Here is a 15,270-nt window from a genome sequence, read left to right on the forward strand (position 1 = left end):
GCTCATCTAGTCTAAATTAGAGTGTACATCTCAAAAATAAGCATTGCACTCATTATAGATACGGCGGTGGTAATAACTGATCACCGACGTTGAGTGGTAGCTCAGAATCAAGCACATAAGCATAGCTGATATTGTCAAAGGTATTAAACACCATCACCATACCAGTTGGCTCGCTTGGCAAACGTACTGGCGTATCGTTGTCCTTGATATCGCGTATGACTGCGCCTTTTTGATAAACGGTCAATACATCACCAGGTTTAGCGCCATGTGTGCTACCTAAATTGATAGCAACCACGCTGCCTTTAGCGGCTGAACTGATAGAATCCATGACGCGGACAATCATACCGCCACGGTTGACGACAGCAGGTGCTGGATAAAATACTGGCGGGATAGAATTGTTTAATTCTACAAAAACGCGGTCGCCTTCGCGGACTTCTTTGCCATAACTGTCAATAAGCTGCAAGCTCGTGACACCGTTAGTTTCTGTAGAGGTGACCAAACCAGTAGCAACTTGGGTGACTTCTAGACCAATGATATTTTGTGTTTTAGGGTCGACATACTTCTCGCCTTCACGATAAACACCATAGCGCTGTCCAACGATAAGTGGTACGCCTTTGGCATAGACTTTATCGCCACTTGCTGTAATTAAATTGCCTTTTTTCGAGGCTAAGATATAGGGCGTGGTATTAAAGTCTGCTGGATTAACAATGATGGTCTTATCCAGCCAATGCTGAATCGCAGACCATGGAATAGGCGGGATACTATTAGCGGTCGACGTGACTGAAAGTGTGCTAGACACTACATTACCCGTTAACTGTTTCTCAACACCCGCACAACCCTCACCTGTATCAACACCAATCAAAGTTTTACCTTGAATCACGCATAAGATAAGAATGTCGTTAGGGTAAATAAGGTTAGGGTTTTTGATTTGCTTATTGGTCGCCCAAATCTCTTTCCAGCGCCATGGACTGTCTAAATAACGACCTGAGATATCCCATAAGGTATCGCCTTTTTTGACGATATAGCGATTGGGTGCGTCCGCTTTGATGGTCGGCGGTGGATTATTAGCATGGGCAGTGGTCATCAACATTGCACCACTAAATGTCGTCACCAATAGTGCTTTTGCTATATTTTTTAAGCTCATCTTCATTGTTATATCCACAATATGTAGCGCTATTAGCGTCGAATCTGGTTCACTTAAGTCTATTACTTAGGTTTAAAATCTAATTCTAATTATTAAATAATGATTAGAAAATAAAAACATAAAAGGCTTTAGTATCACCATAATAAAGCTTCTAGAGCAGCTGTTCAGTGTTGTCGACTGATATGATTGACGGGTTTGATTGCTAAAAAAGCGTCTAGCTTCATGATGACTCGCCGACGCTGTTTCTAATATTACAATTATATCTACCATAACACAATCATAAACATTTTATTACAATAGCGTAACCTTTAATTGGATATTGATTTCAATGAATATTCGATATAAATAGGCTGACTACACTGGATTTGGCGTAACGTGTTGGCGTATTTGCTCAGCGACCAATTCGGCATTATTATCTAATACCACTACGTGCTGCGGTAAATCCTCTAAGCCTTCGGTATGGGTTGGGCGGGCGATTTCTATTTGACCAATAGCTTCAACGATAGTATCCGCAAACTTAACTGGCAATGCCGTTTCTGCACAGACAATCACCTCGCCCTCGCGCTGCAATTCTTTGGCAACCTTGATACCATCAGCCGTATGCGGATCAACCAATTCGCCATGCTGTTCATAAAGAGCTTTAATGGTTTGCAAGCGGTCGCTATGGGTAGATTTACCCGCAGCAAAACCATAACGCATATTGACCGCCTCCATCAAGTCAGATAAGTCAAAACCTTGACCAGACTTCACACCTTCAAACAACTCATGAACGCGGGCGCTGTCTTTGTCGAGTAGTAGATAGACAAAACGCTCAAAGTTAGAGGCTTTGGAGATATCCATTGAGGGACTAGAAGTGATGTAGGTTTTATCGGTCGGACGCGGTTGATAGGACCCTTGATTAAAGAAGTCGTTTAACACATCGTTTTCATTGGTCGCGACGATTAAACGCTCAACTGGTAGCCCCATTTCACGGGCGATATGACCGGCGCAAATATTACCAAAGTTGCCTGATGGCACACTAAAACTAACCTTTTCATCATTATTCGTAGTGACAGCAAAGTAGGCTTTAAAGTAATAAACAATTTGCGCAAGGATACGACCCCAGTTAATCGAGTTGACCGTACCTAAGTTATAAGCCGCTTTAAACTCTGCATCTTGTTGTAGTGCTTTAACAATATCTTGGCAATCATCAAACATACCGTCAATAGCGATATTATGGATATTATCATCGGTCAAGCTATACATCTGCGCACGCTGAAATTCGCTCATTTTGCCATGCGGTGACAGCATAAAGACTTCGATATTTTCTTTGCCACGTAGTGCATATTCTGCCGCACTACCTGTATCGCCACTGGTCGCACCAATAATGGTAATACGCGCCTCTTTTCTTTTAAGCACATATTCAAAAGCATTGCCCAAAAACTGCATGGCAACGTCTTTAAACGCCAACGTCGGACCGTTCGACAAGCCTAAAATATACAAATCATCTTCAAGTTTGCGGACAGGAACAATCTCATCAGAGCCAAATACCTCAGCGGTGTAAGTGCGCTCAATGATATCTTGCAAATCAGCCGCAGGAATATCAGTCGCAAAGCGCTGCATAATAGCCATTGCCAGCTGTGGATAGCTTAGCGTACGCCACTCAGTCAGCGTCGCACTATCAATATTTGGATAATGCTCAGGCAACATCAAACCACCGTCTGGTGCAAGACCCATTAATAACACATCACTAAAATCCATCGGCGCTGTCTGACCACGGGTACTGATATATTTCATTAGATTGTCCTGTCTACAATGAGATGATTAATTAAAACAGTTTATTCAGCAGTTTTTTGCAGCAAGGCATAATAAAAACCATCGCCGCTCTCGCTATCTATGGGTAAACACTGGCGACCGATCGCTTGTTCGATACCCCAACTGCAATCGTCACTAAATTCAACAGCTGCTACATTATTATAGTAAGTCATAAAATCTTGCATCTGCTCGACGTTCTCTTGCTTTAAAATAGAGCAAGTGACATATAGCAGATAACCGCCAACCTTAAGCTGTGGCCATAGATTATGCAAAATATCGGCTTGTAAGAGTGCCGTTTGCTCAACGTCTTCTTCGGTACGCAAGATACTGATATCAGGATGACGACGAATCACGCCAGTCGCCGTACAAGGTGAATCTAGCAATATAGCGTCAAATACGAGCTTGCTCTTTTTCTTACCAGCGCCTTGCCATGTCGTTGCGTCAGCACAGACAATATTAAGCTCAATATTTTTCTCAGCTTGCTGCAAGTCGTGCTGACTTAAATTCAAGCGCTGTAAATTAGTATGAATACGCTCGATACGCGGCGCTTCATTATCTATCGCAGTAATCTTAACTTTTGAAACCGCAGGTACTGATTCATCGTTTCGTTTCACGTGAAACAACGACGACTCATTTGAGCTGATTAATTCTAACCAATGAGCAAGCTTACCACCCGGCGCTGCACAAGCATCTAAAATGCGGATCTCGTTGTTATTCGTGTCTGTATCGACATCTGCCTCATCGTTTTTAACACTCAGCTTATTGAGTAGAGCGTTATGAATAAGCGGCGCGGCAAGCTGGGCATGCATATCTTGTACACTAGCAGCTCCTTCAGCGAATTGAGGTAAGGCATTGACTGCGGTAGTTTGATGTAATCTTAGCCCTTTGGTTAATATACTATTAGATGTGGCTGTATCCGACGAGTTTTCGAGTTGTGAACCACTCGTTAGCTCAACCAAGTCCGCCTCAACTTCAAATTCCACCAATGCTTGCTGATAATCCTCTATCGAGGTAATCACTGTATTCACGCGCAAAAACATCGGCGCAGGTTGACGTAAACCCTGCATCAGGTCGTCATACTGCTCACTCCAATCTTGCTTAAGCTGATAGGCAAGCCAATTCGGTAAGCTGTGTTTTTTATCACACTTCTTACGAAACTTACTTGGGTTCTTAGCAACTTTACGCAAAATGGCGTTGATTAAACCCGTCGCATGCGCAAACTCAATTTCTTTTGCCGCTTCAACCGTTTCATGAATCGCCGCATGGTCAGCCACTTGCAAATAGAGCAGCTGCGTTAGACCTACTTGAATAGTCGTACGTACTTCTTTCTCATCAATCGGGTTATCAGCCAGACTATCGAGTAAGCGCTCAAGGGCATACCACTGGCGTAACGTCGTCAACAATAGCGCATGAGCAAAACCTTTATCCCCATCATGCAAACTGTTTAATAGCGGATCAAGGACGCTCGCTAGCGACTGACCATTCTGAATCGCCAGTAAAGTGCGAATAACGCGAACGCGAACGCTACCATTCATGATAAGGTTGCTTGACGGTTTGAGCTTATTGTTTCTTGGCGCGCTGCTGGTTTGTCTCATTAAATTGAATTTCCTTGACGTCTGGTCGAGAGCGTCTGATAAAAGTTGGATTGCTTATTATTAAAGTAGAGTAAGCGTAATTGAATTATTTTGATTCATGAGTAAATTTGTCACCATCGTTTAGCTGATTACCATGGCAAACTTGCTCGGCGCTCACCGGCTTGCTACCTGCGAACTGTAGCTGAGTAATAGCTAAAGTAGTGGCTTGCAGTTTTTCAACACCATTATCAGTATTACTGTCATGACCACAAGCCACTAAAATTGCCTTGCGTCCAACGCTGATAACTGTGCCTGCGGGTTTATCAGTTGGCTGCGATGCATTCACAGGCAAGCTGGCTAAAATCTTGACACGCTGCCCTGCTAAAAAAGTATAAGCACCAGGCCATGGCGTCAGTCCACGAATTTGTCGTTCAATCTCAGTAGCGGATTGCGTCCAATCAATTTCGCCTTCGGTTTTGATAAGTTTTTCGGCATAGTTTGCTTGGCTGTCATCTTGAGCTAGCGCCTGCGCTTGATAGTGCGCCAAGTCCTTTAAGACTGTGTTAATGGCTGTTGCGCCAAGTGTCGCCATCTTATCATGTAGGCTAGCAGCCGTATCATCAGACTCAATAGGTGCGCTGACTTTATAAATCATATCGCCCGTATCCAAGCCTTTATCCATTTGCATAATGGTAATGCCCGTCTCGCTATCACCCGCCAATAGCGCGCGGTGAATAGGTGCTGCACCGCGCCAGCGTGGCAGTAGTGAGGCATGAATATTTAGGCAGCCTAGCGTCGGCGTGGTCAATACACCAATCGGCAGAATCAAGCCATAAGCGGCGACAATCATCACATCGGGCTGATAACTACGCAGGGTCTCGCGCGCCGCCAACCCTTCTGTGCTAGATTTTTTAAAGGTAGCAGGTTGTTCCACTATAATATCATTTGCCAATGCCACTTGCTTGACCGCCGACGCGGCCAGCTTTTGTCCACGTCCGGCCTTACGGTCAGGCTGCGTATAAACGGCAACGATATCTATATTAAGCGCTGATTGCTGCTTGATAAGCGCTTCAAGGCTAACCGCAGCAAACTCAGGCGTACCAGCAAAGACCACTCTGAGTGGCTTAGCGACAGTCGGTACTGCGATTACGGCGCTTTGCTGAGGTTGAGTGGCGTCAGTAGATACATCAGTTTGTGCTGCAAGTGTGGTCATAGTCAGGCATTATTTATGGTTAATTTGCCTATTATAGGTGAGTTTGTGGTGTTGTGCCATGATTGTAATAGCAGCAATCATGCGCTACTAATGAGGCGTTTTATCTCTATAATAGTAAGTAAGCTCAGCTATTTATCTATCACATAAAGTATAGCCAGAAAATCTGTCAGATTTATCATTATTTTACGATGCACCATCACTCCGACTTACGGTCGATTTAGGGTCATGCTTTTATGCAACAATTTCAATCTCTACAACGCTTGCTGATTTTTTATACACTGACATTATTGGCGATGTTGACGGTGTATTACGGCACCATGTTTTATGAGATGAGGCAGCATAAAGAGCAGCACAGTATAGAGAGCTTTTCTTCATTAGAGTACGAGGTTACTGGACTTACTAACCCTACGAATGCTGAGATTAAAAAGATATTGGAAAAGCCTTTTTTAAAAGATATCAGCTATCAGCTAATTTTTATGAAGCCGTCTGGACAGACGTATATTCACCGTCATACCCGCCCTAATGAACGGGAATTTGCCGGTATAACCTTTCCCAATGTCATCACCGCACTACCTTCTAATAATAATCACTATAGTGCCTATACGCTGAGCAATCGTAATTTGGTCGGCACCATTGAGCTTAAAAGTGGTCATAAAATTTACACGATATTGCGTCATGAGCCGCTTGATATTAATTGGATATCGTATCGCTATTGGCTACCTTTGATGATAGCCATTATGTTTTTCACCCTAGCATTACTATATACGCTAAAGCGCAGTGCCAATTGGCAACAACTGCTCATTTATACCGATGAGTTAAGTAGCCATGCCAAAGATGCTTACATCACGCCGCCGTTTATTGAAAAGAGAACCACGGCTGAGTTTTTGCGCTTGGGGCACGCGCTCAGCCGTATCAGCTATCAGTTGCATCATAACCATCGACACATTACCACGCTAAAACACCGTCTAGAGCGTTTGGTTGATCATGCCCCGCTGCCGATGCTAATGATTATGAGACACGGTCAAATCAGCTTTTTTAATCAGCGTTTTGAGCAAGTATTTGCAACGCCTTTTAAAAGCGATAGCCATTATCAATTGACCGACTTTGTCTTTGCTGAAGATAAGGCTACCCAGTCACTGCTACAAAAACTGGCAGATTTGCGGGTCACGCGCACGCTGCTGGTTTATGGATTGCATAATAAAAAAGCTTATCAGTTGCATATTACCCCGTGGTTTGGCGAGCATGGACAAGTACATGGCTTTACAGTGCTACTAAATAATATCCATGAGTTGGTCAATCAAAGCGAGCAATTACAACAACAAAATCAGCACCTACAACGCCAACTTGATGATTTTAATACGCTTAAATCAACCATGGGTCACGATTTACGCCTGCCGTTAGAGGCAATGATTGACACCTTAGAGCCGATTGACCCCAAAACTTTAACAGTTGCTCAAAATGAGATTTTAAACACCTTAATTCAGACCAGTCATTCGATGCTTACTATGCTGAACGATATGCTAGATATCGGTGAGATAGAAGTACGCAAAACACGCTTAAATATTAAAGCAGTCGATATTTATAAACTTGGGCAAGAGGTCAGTCAGTCACTCATAGATAGAACTAGGCAGCAAGGCTTAGAGTTACTTTATTTCTTTACACCAGACAATCCGCGTTGTATCGATACCGACCATAAGCGCCTGCAGCAAATCTTGCACAATCTATTAGACAATGCGGTTAAATTTACCAATTCTGGTTATGTGGCATTAACCATTGAAACGGTAAGTAACGCAGAAGTGTTAACCACTAAAAATAGAACGTTGATAGACATTAATAAAGACCCTAATATTTCTAAAATTACTGATATCACTGATATCAATAAAGACAATAGCAGTCATGCAGCACACGACTGGGTTCGGTTTAGTATACAAGATAGCGGTATAGGCATCGATATAGCAAAGCAGCATCAGTTACTGACTTATCTCAATCAGAACAATAATAACAGCCAAAACAGCCATCAAGTCAATAATCCAAGTAGAAGTCAAAACGTTAACTACATGCAAAGATATACGACTGAGAAAGGGCTTGGGTTAAATAACGCCAATAGTTTTGCGCGCTTATTAGGTGGTTTTATTGAAATAAAAAGTACGGTGACTAAAGGCAGTACTTTTAATCTTTACCTACCGTGCAAGCGTCCAAATTATCAGCCAATTTACCATCTTAATCCACACCTAAGCCAGATTCATCTGCTTGCGGTAATCAAGCAACCACTACGTGCTAAACATCTGCGCGATTTGTGTGCTTACTTATCTATACCAGCCACTATTTCGACCTTTATAGACAGAACAGCGCTACAGAAAATAAACGATAAATTGACGCAAGATGAGCAGAGACTTGCTCCTATTTTGCTACTAGATTATGAATATTATGAAGGAATCACGCTCACATTATCGCCTCAAATAATCGCTGACGATAAAAATATAAAAGCTGAAAATGAATTAGAAGAATTAGAAAAGAAAGCACGCGTAGATATTGATAGACAACAAGCTTTAAACATCTTACTGGCTAATGCTTCATTGCCAAAGATATTAGTTAGCATGAAAGCTGAACGGCGCATTCCGTCTATATTGTTAGATAGATGTGATGGCTTTTTAAACAAACCAATCGATGTGGCATTGTTACTCTCTGAATTATTGCGTTTGACGTTGCCCGTCAGAAAAACCCTAATACAACCAGAAAATATTCAAGATAATACCAAAGAGGACACTAAAGAGAACAGCCAAGAAAATACTAGCCAATTAGGCGCAGCTGTAAATGAATCTAACAGCGAAACTCTAGCGCCATTGATTTTAGTAGTAGAAGACAGTTTAACCAACCAAAAAATAGCCTGCAAAATTTTGGAAAAAATCGGCTATCGTAGTGTGGTCGCAGAAGATGGGCAGCAAGCGCTAGATAAATTAAAAGAGCAGCGCCAAGAAATTGCGCTTATTTTGATGGACTGCCGGATGCCAGTGATGGATGGACTACAAGCAACCCAAGCGATTCGCGCGCAAGGTGATGATATTCCTATCGTGGCATTGACGGCAAATAATACCGAAGAAGATCGCGCCGCCTGCTTGCAAGTCGGCATGAATGAGTTTTTAGCCAAGCCTATTAATAAACTTAAACTACAAGAGATTTTGCAAACGTTTATTAAAAGCTAATGAGCTTTTACAAAAATCACCCACCTTTTCAGGGCAGCATTACCGTCCAGCAGCATAAATATAGACATGACTTTAGACTTTAGCCGCTACTTCATAAAACCATTATCTGCCAAAAATGCCTCAGTAATCTTGCTCTGTGGACTGCTTATATTTGAGCTATCCGCTTGTGATTTATTCAATAGTCGCTCTAAATAACGCGCCACGATATCCACTTCCACATTGACTTTATCGCCTACCAACCAATGCTGCGCTATATTGGTCACTTGCGCGGTATGCGGAATAATATTCAGGGAAACGATATTGTCACGTACTAAATTGGTGGTCAAGCTGATGCCATCAAGGGTGATAGAACCTTTGGTCGCCGTATAATGCGCCAACTCGTGTGGTATCTCAATTTCGATATAAAGTGAGCGCGCATCTTTTTGCAGCTTACTGACCACGCCTACGCCATCGACGTGACCGGCGACGATATGCCCACCAAAGCGCGTGGTCGGTAGCATGGCTTTTTCTAAATTCACAATATAACCCGGCTTTAATTCCGCTAAAGCAGTACGAGAAATCGTTTCACGTGAAACATCAACAGAGTAATAATTACTGCCAAATTCGACCACGGTCAAACAGATGCCATTAGAAGCAATCGAATCTCCCAGTTTTACATCACTAAAATCCAAACCATCAGATTCTATCGTCAGACGGATATCACCGCCAGTCGGCTGCATAGATTTTACTTTTCCAACGCTTTCTATAATTCCGGTAAACATATCAACCTCTTTTCATTTTTTATTGCCGTTAAAGGCAGAGTATATTATTTGAGTCTGTTGTCTTTTCTAAACCCATCAATCAATCTGTCAATAATGGCAACTGTTAGACTTTATAATGGTTATGACATTTATTCTACGCTTAGAAGAAATAAGAATAATTATAGGATAAGTTGTGGATAACTAAGGATAATTCAAGACATGGCGTGGTTAAAACCTTAGTATTTAAATAGTTATCCACAGTAAGTCTATTTCTTGCTAATTATTAACCGAGTTAAAATCCTAAATATAAGTATCTGATTTTAAATGATTTATTATAAATAACCATTATAATAATTCCTTATAAGTTTCATGTGAAACAGAGTTATACACAGTTTCATGTGAAACCTTAATTAAATCATTATATTTATCCACATATCTTGTGGGTAGTTCTAATCTTGTGGATAAAACGTTGAAAAACAAGAGTATCTGTTAGAAGATTTATAAAGGGTATAAGGTAAGCTTAAGGTCAGCGCCCAATTGCTCATGACAGTGAATATCAAAACGTAGCTGCTGCGCTAACAATAATGGATTGATAGCAACCATAGGCCGTGCTTGCGTACCTAATAAGCAAGGTGCTTGATAAACAATGAGCTCATCTACTAGCTGCTGTTGTAAAAAACTACCTGCTATGCTTGCCCCTGCCTCTACCAACACCTCATAGCATTGATAGTCACGCATTAAAATTTTTAATAATTCGATTAAACTCTCTTCACGCCAATATAGCGTATCTGCTTGAGTGCATAACTGATAGTCAGATTGCAAATCGTATTTTAGTCGCCCTCGCCTATCTAGTATTACTATTTTAGGTGTTGGAACTTCCTCAGGTGCGACACCTAACTGACTAGAGCGTACATTTAATTGCGGATTATCAACGATGACAGTTTCACTGCCCGTAATGATAGCGCCACTTTGCGCACGCAGTTTCTGTACATCTTCACGCGCAGCAGCGCCGGTAATCCATTTCGACTCTCCAGACGCCATCGCCGTACGACCGTCAAGACTGGTGGCAATTTTAAGTCTGACATAAGGCATTTGGCTGCGCATCGCCTTTAAAAAGCCTTTATTTAATGCCTCTGCTTGCGCAGTTAACACGCCAACGGTTACGGCTATGCCCGCTTCTTCTAACAGTTTCACACCGCGACCAGCCACTTGTGGATTGGGATCGAGACCGGCGATGACGACACGTTTTACTCCAACTTCAATAAGCGCTCGTGCGCAAGGAGGTGTACGTCCAGTATGACTGCAAGGCTCTAAAGTCACATAAGCAGTTGCGCCAATAGCTCGCGCACCAGCATCTTTTAGGGCAAAAACCTCAGCATGTGGCTGCCCTGCTTTAGGATGAAACCCTCGACCGACTACCTCGTCTACTTGCACAATCACACAACCTACTGCTGGATTGGGGCGTGTCGTATACAAACCACGCTTGGCCTGCTCAATGGCAAGCATCATAAAATAGCGGTCTTTGGCATCTTGAGAGTGATTCGAGTTCGGCATAAAGGCGTACTTAATAGAGTTTGGAAAATGGTTTTTATAAATATTTAATAGTTCCAGAAAGTTTGAATTAAGAAAGTTATTCAATATTTAGTCAAATTTCTCGACTGATTAATATTTAAATCAGTCTATTTTTCGTTTGGGCGGATGTTAGCAATTTCTTGATGAAAGGCGTCGATATCTTGAAAGTCTCGATAGACACTGGCAAAGCGCACATAAGCGACATCATCGAGCGTTTTAAGCTCGCTCATGATAATTTCGCCCAACACTTTACTGCTCACCTCGCGCTCACCCATTTGTCGTACGCGCTTTTCAATACGGCTAATCATCGCTTCTTGTTCATCAATAGTAATCGGACGTTTTTGTAAGGGTAACAAGATCGAGCGACGCAGTTTATCATTATCGTAAGGTTCGATTTTGCCACTCGATTTGATAATACGCGGCATCACTACTTCTACCACCTCAAAGGTTGTAAAGCGTTCCTGACAGCTATTGCATGAACGGCGACGGCGTACTTGTGCGCCTTCAGCAGCCAGCCGTGAGTCGATAACCTTAGTATCTGACGCATTACAATATGGGCAATGCATACGCTTTTCCTTAGTTTAATAATGAAGGCACACATAATTATTGATAAAAATAAATTTTCTAAAAACTGATATTTCTTATCAGGCAATCCAATATTTAAAGAGCCTTTTGCTCATTATTTACCAATACAAAAACTACCAAAAATCTTACCTAATAAATCATCAGCGCTAAATTCACCGGTAATCTCACCCAAACTGTGCTGCGCTTGGCGTAAGCTTTCTGCGACCAACTCTCCCGCTTTAAATACCGTGAGCTGCTCATGCGCCTCTGCTAACGAATCAGCGGTACGTCTTAGCGCATCTAGATGACGTGTACGGGCGATTAAGCTGTTTTCTGGCGGATGAAAACCTACTTTAGCACATAAGCTTTCGACTAAGTCATCAATCCCTGCGCCTGTTTCACATGAAACATTGACCTGTTCGTAACCACGATTTTTTATTTCAGCTTGCGAAATAGACGTTATTTCTTTGCTGCTATTATCGTTTAATAAATCGCTTTTATTGGCAATAATCAGTAAGCGCTTGGCTTCTGGCAACTCACCGAATAGCTGCTCAGCGAGCTGTAGCGGTGTGCTGTCACTTTCAAGGTCACGAGTTACATCATAGACCATCAGCAGTATATCAGCCTGTGTGATAGCCGTACGAGCACGTTCAATACCGATACGCTCGACCGTATCTTCAGTCTCGCGCAGACCTGCCGTATCGGTTAAATGCAGCGTCAAGCCATTTAGCACCACGGTTTCTTGCAGGGTATCGCGCGTTGTCCCAGCCACATCGGTAACGATAGCACGCTCTTGCCCTGCCAGACGATTCAGCAAGCTTGATTTACCAGCATTTGGTCTACCAGCAAGCACCACATGAATGCCGTCGCGTAATAGCTGACCTTGCTTGGCGGTCGCTAGCACTTGCTGTATTTTGGCTTGTGTTTGCTCAAGCTTATCTTGAATAACCCCATCAGATAAAAAATCAACGTCTTCTTCATCGGGGAAATCAATCGCTGCTTCAACGTGTAAGCGCAGATGAATCAACTGCTCTAATAACTGATTAATTTTTTGCGAAAACTCACCGCTAAGTGAGCGAATCGCACTACTGGCAGCGGCGGCGCTGGTGGCATCAATCGCGTCAGCGATGGCTTCTGCTTGCACCAAATCCAATTTATCATTATCAAAAGCACGGTAAGAAAACTCTCCTGCACCCGCTTGTTTTGCGCCCAATTCAAACACCCGTGCTAGCAGCTGATTTTGCAAAATCATGCCACCATGGCCTTGCAGCTCAATCACATCTTCGCCAGTGAACGAGTGCGGACCTTTAAAGTACAGCACCAAACCTTCATCAATAGTCGTGCCATCAGCCTGATAAAAACGGCAAAAACTGGCCATACGCGGCGTGAAAGCCGACTTACCAGTAAGCTGACAGGCAATATCATAGGCACGTGCGCCCGATAGACGAATAACACCAACGCCACCACGCCCAAGCGGTGTTGCAATCGCCGCGATAGTCGGAAGGCTAGATAAATTAGAATTTTTAGGTGACTCATCTAAATTATCAGCGGCTAGTGCCATCTCTAAAGAATCCACAATCACTCTCAATAAGCAAAAACCCCATTATAGACGGCTTGACGCACACTGACAAAACAAACTTCAATAAGCTGTTTTTAGCAAAATTAGAATATGTCGGTTTTTTTCAGTCATTAATGGAAGAAAATACTAAAATTTAGTACATAAAAAAACCACCGCCGTAGCAATGGTTTTTTATCAATTTAAAAGCTATTTAATCTAGAACTTTAACAGTACGACGTTTTTGCTCTTCTTCAACTTTACGGTTGATTAAGTACTGCTGCGTCATACTGAATAAGTTATTCACGGTCCAGTATAAAACCAAACCTGCTGGGAAGAACAACATAAACGCGGTGAAAATAATCGGTAAAAATTTCATCACTTTCGCTTGCATTGGATCAGCTGGCTGCGGGTTTAGCTGCTGTTGCACAAACATCGACGCACCCATGAGCAATGGTAAAATGAACCACGGATCCATCGCTGATAAATCTCGAATCCATAGGATCCAAGGCGCATGACGTAGCTCAACACTTTCAACCAATACCCAATATAGCGCTAAGAAAATCGGCATTTGCATTAAGATAGGTAAGCAACCCGCCATCGGATTAACTTTCTCTTCTTTATAGATAGCCATCATTTCTTGCGACATTTTCATACGATCGTCGCCGTGCTCTTCTTTTAATATAGCAAGCCTTGGGGCGATTGCACGCATCTTCGCCATTGAGTAGTAGCTTTTATTAGAAACCCACATCAAAGCGATTTTAACCAGTAGCGTCAACAGAATAATTGACCAACCCCAGTTGCCGATGACTTTATGAATACCATCCAAAATCGCAAACAATATCTTTGATATTGGCCATAGCAATCCATAATCGACGGTTTGGTTCAGTCCTACCGCAACTTCTTTTAGCTCAGACTGAACCTTTGGACCGGCATACAAGGTTGCTTTTAAGGTAATTTGCTTGTTTGGCGCCACATTAATAGGCTGGCTGTTAAAGCCAATAAAGTAATCATTACCTGTTTCACGGCTAAAGAACTTACCGGTAAAGTTTTCAGGCGTCCAAGCAGAAACGAAGTAATGCTGTACGATGCCCACCCAACCTTTATCACTGCTAGTGGTCAACTCACCATCATTAAACTTACCAAACTTCAGCTTATTATAAGGATCGTCAGGTGTGCCCCAAGCGCCGCCCAAATACGTCGCCATGCTTAGCGCGCCTTTATCAGACATCCCAGGATCTTTACTATCGTCACGCTTTAACTGCGCAAACATCTGCCCTTGCCATGCATTGGCAGAAGCGTTTTGGATTTGATAGCTAATATCAATCGGATACTTATCTTGAGTGAAGGTAAAGGTTTTAGTAACCGTCACACCGTCTTTTTGATAAGTAAGCGGTACGGACAAGGTTTGCTGACCCTTTTCCATCACATAGTTGTTAGCCGTGTGACTGTAGGTGGCGCGACCTTCTGCGGTATCGATACCGTTTTGACCAATCAGACCCGACTGAGCCACGTAAACGCGATTGCTGTTATTTTCTAGCAAGACAAAAGGCTTATCGCTATCGAGCGTCGCATCATACTGCTTTAGCGCAGCGTAAACGATATCACCGCCTTCTGGATTGATTTTGATGTCATAGCGATCAGTCGTGACCGTGATTAGGCCTGTATTTTCAGCAGGTGTCGCTGTTACAGTACCGGAATCGACTGGCAATGTCTGTGTTGGAATATCACCTGCTGCACCAACCGTAGAAGGAATATCAGCTCCTACCGAGGTTGCAGTTTTTGGCACCGTGTCTACAGCTGGCGCATCGGCATAATCATCTCGCCATGCCAAAATCAGCAGATAAGCGGTGATTAGCATCGCAATGATGATCATCACCCGAAATATCTTTTGCATAAACCTTTCCTAGA

10 protein-coding genes are annotated in these 15,270 nt (G+C 42.8%); 1 reads left to right on the forward strand and 9 read right to left on the reverse strand.

The features are described 5' to 3' along the window. Window positions 1–52: 52 nt before the first annotated feature. The 4 genes from JMW39_RS06765 to fmt all read right to left on the reverse strand — a co-directional run bounded on the left by JMW39_RS06765 (window position 53) and on the right by fmt (window position 5,725). Complete coding sequence (locus JMW39_RS06765) at window positions 53–1,150, reverse strand: LysM peptidoglycan-binding domain-containing protein (protein ID WP_201545065.1); 1,098 nt, start codon at window positions 1,148–1,150, stop codon at window positions 53–55. 348 nt (window positions 1,151–1,498) lie between these two features. Then, complete coding sequence (gene thrC, locus JMW39_RS06770) at window positions 1,499–2,920, reverse strand: threonine synthase (RefSeq protein WP_201545067.1); 1,422 nt, start codon at window positions 2,918–2,920, stop codon at window positions 1,499–1,501. A 41-nt stretch (window positions 2,921–2,961) separates the two neighbouring features. Further along, window positions 2,962–4,533, reverse strand: a complete 1,572-nt coding sequence (locus tag JMW39_RS06775; protein ID WP_201545069.1) for a transcription antitermination factor NusB — start codon at window positions 4,531–4,533, stop codon at window positions 2,962–2,964. A gap of 85 nt (window positions 4,534–4,618) precedes the next feature. After that, the gene (gene fmt, locus JMW39_RS06780) at window positions 4,619–5,725 is read right to left on the reverse strand and encodes a methionyl-tRNA formyltransferase (RefSeq protein WP_201545071.1); all 1,107 of its coding nucleotides are present in this window, start codon (window positions 5,723–5,725) and stop codon (window positions 4,619–4,621) included. A gap of 233 nt (window positions 5,726–5,958) precedes the next feature. On the opposite strand from fmt, the gene JMW39_RS06785 reads away from it, so the two are divergent. Then, window positions 5,959–8,928, forward strand: coding sequence for a response regulator (locus JMW39_RS06785; protein WP_201545072.1), 2,970 nt, complete (start codon window positions 5,959–5,961; stop codon window positions 8,926–8,928). A gap of 86 nt (window positions 8,929–9,014) precedes the next feature. On the opposite strand, the gene JMW39_RS06790 is transcribed toward JMW39_RS06785, so the two are convergent. The 5 genes from JMW39_RS06790 to yidC all read right to left on the reverse strand — a co-directional run bounded on the left by JMW39_RS06790 (window position 9,015) and on the right by yidC (window position 15,256). Further along, entirely contained in the window at window positions 9,015–9,689 is a 675-nt protein-coding gene (locus JMW39_RS06790) for a riboflavin synthase (RefSeq protein ID WP_201545073.1), read from the reverse strand. 477 nt (window positions 9,690–10,166) lie between these two features. Further along, on the reverse strand, window positions 10,167–11,222 hold the full coding sequence (gene ribD / locus JMW39_RS06795) for a bifunctional diaminohydroxyphosphoribosylaminopyrimidine deaminase/5-amino-6-(5-phosphoribosylamino)uracil reductase RibD (RefSeq protein WP_201545074.1): 1,056 nt from the start codon (window positions 11,220–11,222) through the stop codon (window positions 10,167–10,169). Between the two features lie 125 nt (window positions 11,223–11,347). Then, the gene (gene nrdR / locus JMW39_RS06800) at window positions 11,348–11,806 is read right to left on the reverse strand and encodes a transcriptional regulator NrdR (protein ID WP_149490272.1); all 459 of its coding nucleotides are present in this window, start codon (window positions 11,804–11,806) and stop codon (window positions 11,348–11,350) included. Window positions 11,807–11,919: 113 nt separating this feature from the next. After that, entirely contained in the window at window positions 11,920–13,365 is a 1,446-nt protein-coding gene (gene mnmE, locus JMW39_RS06805; protein ID WP_201545704.1) for a tRNA uridine-5-carboxymethylaminomethyl(34) synthesis GTPase MnmE, read from the reverse strand. 208 nt (window positions 13,366–13,573) lie between these two features. Continuing rightward, window positions 13,574–15,256, reverse strand: a complete 1,683-nt coding sequence (yidC, locus tag JMW39_RS06810; RefSeq protein WP_201545075.1) for a membrane protein insertase YidC — start codon at window positions 15,254–15,256, stop codon at window positions 13,574–13,576. Window positions 15,257–15,270: the final 14 nt, after the last annotated feature.

It is taken from the genome of Psychrobacter immobilis, assembly GCF_904846175.1.
Lineage (GTDB): Bacteria > Pseudomonadota > Gammaproteobacteria > Pseudomonadales > Moraxellaceae > Psychrobacter > Psychrobacter immobilis_E.

What these genes read in the sequence shown, in the direction of transcription:
- JMW39_RS06775 (WP_201545069.1), bottom strand. Translation starts at nt 4,533, where the DNA reads ATGAGACAAACCAGCAGCGCGCCAAGAAACAATAAGCTCAAACCGTCA.
- thrC (WP_201545067.1), bottom strand. Translation starts at nt 2,920, where the DNA reads ATGAAATATATCAGTACCCGTGGTCAGACAGCGCCGATGGATTTTAGT.
- mnmE (WP_201545704.1), bottom strand. Translation starts at nt 13,365, where the DNA reads ATGGCACTAGCCGCTGATAATTTAGATGAGTCACCTAAAAATTCTAAT.
- JMW39_RS06785 (WP_201545072.1), top strand. Translation starts at nt 5,959, where the DNA reads ATGCAACAATTTCAATCTCTACAACGCTTGCTGATTTTTTATACACTG.
- JMW39_RS06765 (WP_201545065.1), bottom strand. Translation starts at nt 1,150, where the DNA reads ATGAAGATGAGCTTAAAAAATATAGCAAAAGCACTATTGGTGACGACA.
- ribD (WP_201545074.1), bottom strand. Translation starts at nt 11,222, where the DNA reads ATGCCGAACTCGAATCACTCTCAAGATGCCAAAGACCGCTATTTTATG.
- JMW39_RS06790 (WP_201545073.1), bottom strand. Translation starts at nt 9,689, where the DNA reads ATGTTTACCGGAATTATAGAAAGCGTTGGAAAAGTAAAATCTATGCAG.
- fmt (WP_201545071.1), bottom strand. Translation starts at nt 5,725, where the DNA reads ATGACCACACTTGCAGCACAAACTGATGTATCTACTGACGCCACTCAA.
- nrdR (WP_149490272.1), bottom strand. Translation starts at nt 11,806, where the DNA reads ATGCATTGCCCATATTGTAATGCGTCAGATACTAAGGTTATCGACTCA.
- yidC (WP_201545075.1), bottom strand. Translation starts at nt 15,256, where the DNA reads ATGCAAAAGATATTTCGGGTGATGATCATCATTGCGATGCTAATCACC.